We start from the raw sequence: 5571 nt of genomic DNA, 5'->3' as shown, positions 1-5571 counted from the left end.
TTAACAAGTGGGAGATCGTGTCCGGGGATTTAGGGGGCCACTACAATGAGCGAGATGAGCATCAGTATTTCCCGACGCGGAATGTTTCGCACCGCCGCCGCACTTGCGGGTGGCGCAACATTCGCGGTTGTCGCCGGCCCCTCGCAAGCACAGGGTACGACACCTGTCAGGAATGTCATGAAGGACAAGCGTCCGATCGTCCATCCGGACGGAACCCGTTTCGGCGCTTATGACCCCCATGGCGATTTCAAGGACGAGAAGGGCACTGTCACCGAACATCTGTTCCTGCCCTGGGAAGACGTTGATCTCTCGGGCCTGGGCATGGCCGACGCCTATGCCTTCGAGCGCGGTCGTAAGATTCTCATCACAATCGAGCCCTGGTCCTGGGACCTGGACTGGAATGTCTCGTCCAACCAGCTGCGCCGGCGGATCCTTTCCGGTTACTATGACGCAAATATGCAGGCTATCTGCGATGCCATATCGGGCTTCAAATGCCCGATCACAATCCGCTGGGCCCATGAGATGGACAACCCCTACGGCCGCTTTACCTGGTCGCTGTGGCCTCCGGCCGACTATATCGAGGCGTATCGGCGAATGCACGCGATCGTCAAGAAGACCTTGCCGAAGGCAAGCATGATGTGGTCGCCACGCGGCGAAAAAGGCCTGCAGGATTATTATCCAGGCGACGAGTTTGTCGACATCATTGGCCTTAGCGTGTTCGGCTTTGAGGCGTTCGACAAGATCGAATACGGGGCTCCGCGCTCCTTCGCAGAGAGCGTGAAGCAGGGGTACGAGCTGACATCGGGGTTCGGCATGCCGATATGGGTGGCCGAACTGGGCTATGAGGGCGGCGAGGAATACCTCACCAAATGGGTCGAACAAGCGACCCTCAAATATCCAGAATACCCTGCGCTCGAGGAGGTGGTCTACTTCAACGACAAGGAAGTCTGGCCTTGGCCGCATGGCCTCGGAACGCCCAATTGGCGTGTTGTCCGTGACGCACCGAATTACCCGCAACGTCCGGCGCGCCGCTGAGCGCCATGCTTCGGGATTGAAAAAAGAGTAGCCGGCGGTGACGCCGGCTTTACATTTGTGCTGCTGTCAGGTGCTTCAGTGAGCGGGTTTGTCTTCGGCGGCCGGGGGGCGCGGGGCGTTGGAGAACCAGCCAGGCTGGATCCGCCAGTCGGGCGAGCCGTAGTCCATCGGCCATTGGTGCGGCTCCTCGTCGTTGAAATAGATCACGCCCCGCAGCAAGCCAAACTCGCCCTCCAAAATGCTCTCATAAAGGCTTCTCAACCAGTCGCTCCGGTAGTCTGCCTCCCCGGCCACACCAAGTTCGGCGATATAGACTGGCTTGCCGAAGCGGGCGACACGGTCGTATTTCTCTTCGAACGCCTGCTCAAAGCTGCGCTCGCCGCCGTAACGGTCGCGGTCCACCCCTTGGTTGCCCCAGACAGCGAGGCCGATATAGTCGACATAGGCATCGCCGGGATAATAATCGGCGAGGTTATGCAGACCCTTCGGGGACCAGATGAATTCAGCTTCCGGTAGCTTGCCGCGGCATGAATCGACGAAGTAACGATAGGCCGACTTATAGCCGTTGCTATCGTCTCTTGCCCAGGGATAGCGCCCCGTCGGGTCCTCCATCTCCTGGCCCCAGCGGATAAACAGGCGGCCGTCGAACGCGTTCAGGGCACTACAGAGCGTGTCGATCTCCGCGTCGAACTTGCCCGCAGTGATGTCACTGAACAGCCGCTCTCCGCCATCGCGCCAATTGGCGGCCTTGGTGTAGGGTTCCACGGTAACGATCATGTCACGGCCGCGTTGGCGGGCGTACGCCATCCGGTCCTTCAACGCCTGCATGTCCAGCGCCTGCCAGTAGACGAAGATATGCTCGATATCGACGGCGTTCTCGCTGGAAAATTCGCTGTGGGGATCGTAGACTCCAAGGGCAATCCGTGGCATTGCCTCCCGCACATCCGGTGGGGCCTCGGGCTGTGCCTGGACTTGGCAGAACACCAGAAGGCCCAGAGCAAAGGCCGTTGCCGAGATCAGCCCTGTCACGATGACTCTCACACTCTAGCTCCTCGTGAAGCCACAACCATACGGCGAACTGTTCCAGAAATAGAACATCAGCCCACCTCCTGCAATGCCGCACATGTTTGTGGGTACGTGAGGATGCTTGGTGGCTGAGTCCCTTTCGAGCGCAGGGCTACCGCTCGCCTGCCGCCTTCCGATTTCCTACACCTCGGTTAAGACAAAAATCCCGTAGCCTCCCATCCCGCCTTTGTCGTACATTCGCGCATGCGTAACCCCTTTGACAGGCGGTGCAAGATGAAGAACATTCTCGTTACCGGCGGCGCCGGGTACATCGGTTCTCATGTCTGCAAGGAACTCGCGGCACGGGGCTATCTTCCGATCACTTACGACAATCTGGTCAATGGCCATCGCAGCGCCGTACGCTGGGGGCCCTTCGAGCATGGCGACGCGCGCGATCGGCGGCGCCTCGACGAGGTCATCTCGCGCTATCGGCCGCAGGCGGTGATGCATTTTGCGGCATACGCCTATGTGGGAGAATCGGTGGCCGACCCCGGCAAATACTACAACAACAATGTCGCTGGCAGCCTCGTTCTCCTCGAGGCAATGCTCGGTCAGGGCGTCAAGCGGCTGATCTTCTCGAGCAGTTGCGCGTCATATGGCATCCCCGACACGGTGCCGATCACCGAGTCCGACGCGCAGCGGCCGATCAATCCCTACGGGATGTCGAAGCTGATAGTCGAACGGATTTTGTCGGATTTCGAGATTGCGCATGGCCTGCGATGGATCGCCCTGCGCTTTTTCAATGCCGCTGGCGCCGATCCCGACAACGAGACCGGCGAAGACCACGATCCGGAGACCCGTATCATACCGCTGGTATTAACCGCGGCAGATCGTCAGGCCGAGCCCGTTACGGTCTTCGGATCGGACTACGACACACCCGATGGGACCTGCATCCGGGACTATATCCACGTCACCGACCTCGCCGACGCCCACGTGAAGGCCCTCGACGCGCTTTTCGCCGGGAAGGCGTCGCAGGCGCTCAATCTGGGAACCGGCGCCGGCTGCTCGGTCATGCAGGTCATCCAGGCGGTGCGGACTGCCACGGGTCTCGAGGTACCCTATCGATCCGGCGCACGGCGTGAAGGCGATCCGGCAATGCTGGTGGCGGATCCGTCGAGGGCGCGGACCGTTCTCAACTGGCAGCCGTCCCACAGCTCGATCGGCGAGATTGTCGATACGGCCTGGCGCTGGCACCTCAAGAAGAAAGCCAGGCAGCAAGGCGGCTAGGTTCCCACCTGCTCCAGCCGGAAAAGCGTTCATCCATGGCGTTTCATTAGAATTGCCTGGATCAATGTGAGCCGACGTTAATGTCCGTCTCTTAGGCTGTTTGGGAAGCCGAGAGTTTCGGCGGCGCTCATTCCGGAGGATGAATTGATGAGCCACAGCCCACCCGTCGATCGTTTCCCCAAGATGCTTCCTGGTGCCATGCTCAGGATCGCGCTCGCGGCAGCCTGCCTGTCATTCACGGCGGCGCCCAGCTTCGCTCGAAGCCAGGACGTTCCGGCAGCAAAGATGGTCACGAAGATAAAGCCGCTGTTTCCCACGGCGCGCGGCAAGGTCCGCCAATCGGGCTCGGCCTATGTCTGCATTCCGAGCGGCTTCGGCCAGAAGGGCCGCTGCGTTTTGCGCGCGCGCATGCTCCGGGAACGCGCCGGCACCTGACCTCCGACGGAACCCGACCTCGAGTCGCCATGGCAGACCACCGGTTCGGGTCGGGAATGTGCAGGCGGTAAAGTTTCAGCCAGTTGGCGATGCTCGACATAGCCAGCCAAAAGCACGGCCAGCCCGCGCGTCTGTCTATCGAGAAAGAGCCGTCTTGTTTCGCTCAAAGCCGGCGGCCACTCGGTTACCGGCCTTCAGCTTGAGGATCTCGTCGCCGCGCTTCGGGGGAAGATGGCTAAAGACATACCACTCACCGTCAGGCAGGCGCCGTTGCGATATGGTATTGCCGTCCGTCTTGTGCTCAAAACAGGTCACTGCTTCGGCATTCCCGTCCGCGGCAAACCAGGTCGCGCGAAAACAGACGCGTCCCGGGTTTGTCAGAAACCACCGACCGTCGGCATAGCTTCCGCTGCGTCCGCTCTTCGTAAAAGCCGTGAAGCGACGGCCGGCGACCTCGAAATAGCCCGCGCCGTCCTCCCAGACCCATGTGCGGTTGGCGTAAATGTCGTAGAGTTCGTCGGTTGTCAGAGAGCGTGACTCCACCGCCGGTTCAGGCGCTTGGCCAATGACATCCGCCGCATTGGCGACGGTCGTTGCCAGAAGCGTCAGCGCGACTGTGGCAATGCGAATAGCCTGGAAACGGGACAGGTTCTTCATCGGGCGCTCGATAGGAAGTAACACTCCGCCATTCATATCATCTTCTCCCGCAAAGTGACAGCGGATTGTCTCCATGGCGCGCTGTTGGTCTCATCAAAGGGGAAGAAGCTCCGACCAGATGATCACACGCCCACTGAGTCGAACTCCGTCCTCTATCGACCTACGGCGACCCAGGATACCGAAGCCAGGTCCTCCCATCTAGGCATCACCATGAATGGGTTCTAGCCCCGTTCCCTCTGCTCCGCTCGCGCATTAGGCACATTTATTGATCGACAGCGGGGCTATTATTGATCGACAGCGGGGCTATTGCCGCGCCCGCGGCTCATCCCACATCGGTCATTCCGGCCAAGCCAACAGAAAAGTGAACTCGGCGGGCGCGGAAGGGGAGAAGCGCCGGAGTGCGGACTCACATGCTGCTGGCCGTAGGTGCAGCACTTTTCGTTGTAGGTCCGCCGTAGACCGGCATGGAGATCGGAGATCTGTCCCGCGTACTGGAGGGCATTGTGCAAGGCATTGGCTTCTTCGGCATCGGCCTGATCATGGTTCGCTCGGTGCAGCGCCAGGTCGAGGGTTTTGACGACGGCCGCGAATATGTGTGATCGCGGGTCTTGGATTGGAAGCAACCGCCGTCCTATCGACCGTGATTGGCTCGATCATTCTCGCGGCGGGCCCCGTTATGCTTCCAAAGCTCTCCGCGACAGAATCAGGATAGAACGAGTCTGATCAAAGGTAAGCTGCTGACGCATCGTTCGGAACATCCCATGTCAGTGAGCGGCGATGACCCTGTGGCTCCTTGTACCAGACCATGTCGGGCGGTTTCTCGCACCGCAAACTTAGGGCGCATGACCGCACTCGATCCCAGTACGAAGCCCTATGACAGGCAGGGGTCTGACCATCACGCTTCGTCAGCGGCGTCAGCTACGGGCAGACGAGCAGTATCTCCGCCAGCATCGGCCGCCAGGTTCACCGGTGCCTGCGTTGGCTGGTAGTCGCCTGCGGGGCAAACTTCGCTCTAGGCCCAGGTTCGGGACCGTGAGGTGACTTAAACGATCGGATGCTGGGTGGCAATTTGTCGATGACAATGGGCAAAAGCGGACAGACCGCTTACGTGAAGAGTTTCGGGCGCCGGCAGGCGTACGAAAGTCCCCGAGG

At 60.3% G+C, this 5571-nt stretch carries 6 protein-coding genes; 4 read left to right on the top strand and 2 right to left on the bottom strand.

The features are described from left to right. The first annotated feature begins 45 nt into the window (after positions 1–45). Positions 46–1035: a glycoside hydrolase family 26 protein gene (locus tag ACM6UT_RS22945; RefSeq protein WP_416799595.1), complete on the top strand. Its 990-nt coding sequence runs from the start codon at positions 46–48 to the stop codon at positions 1033–1035. 75 nt (positions 1036–1110) lie between these two features. Here the strand turns inward: ACM6UT_RS22945 and ACM6UT_RS22940 are convergent, their stop codons facing one another. Further along, positions 1111–2076 carry a glycoside hydrolase family 26 protein gene (locus ACM6UT_RS22940; RefSeq protein WP_416799594.1) on the bottom strand — a complete coding sequence of 322 codons (966 nt, stop codon included), beginning with the start codon at positions 2074–2076 and terminating at the stop codon, positions 1111–1113. A 258-nt stretch (positions 2077–2334) separates the two neighbouring features. Between ACM6UT_RS22940 and galE the strand changes: the two genes are divergently transcribed. Next, positions 2335–3327: a UDP-glucose 4-epimerase GalE gene (gene galE / locus ACM6UT_RS22935; protein ID WP_416799593.1), complete on the top strand. Its 993-nt coding sequence runs from the start codon at positions 2335–2337 to the stop codon at positions 3325–3327. A 147-nt stretch (positions 3328–3474) separates the two neighbouring features. Then, entirely contained in the window at positions 3475–3762 is a 288-nt protein-coding gene (locus ACM6UT_RS22930) for a hypothetical protein (RefSeq protein WP_416799592.1), read from the top strand. 135 nt (positions 3763–3897) lie between these two features. Here ACM6UT_RS22930 and ACM6UT_RS22925 read toward each other — a convergent pair whose 3' ends face one another. Then, on the bottom strand, positions 3898–4419 hold the full coding sequence (locus ACM6UT_RS22925; RefSeq protein WP_416799591.1) for a DUF995 domain-containing protein: 522 nt from the start codon (positions 4417–4419) through the stop codon (positions 3898–3900). A 464-nt stretch (positions 4420–4883) separates the two neighbouring features. Between ACM6UT_RS22925 and ACM6UT_RS22920 the strand changes: the two genes are divergently transcribed. Then, complete coding sequence (locus tag ACM6UT_RS22920) at positions 4884–5018, top strand: hypothetical protein (RefSeq protein WP_416799590.1); 135 nt, start codon at positions 4884–4886, stop codon at positions 5016–5018. Positions 5019–5571: the final 553 nt, after the last annotated feature.

Source organism: Ciceribacter azotifigens (genome assembly GCF_048159625.1).
GTDB classification, from domain to species: domain Bacteria; phylum Pseudomonadota; class Alphaproteobacteria; order Rhizobiales; family Rhizobiaceae; genus Allorhizobium; species Allorhizobium azotifigens.
Note: the sequence above shows the minus strand (reverse complement) of the source record. Positions and strands in the feature narration are given on the sequence as shown.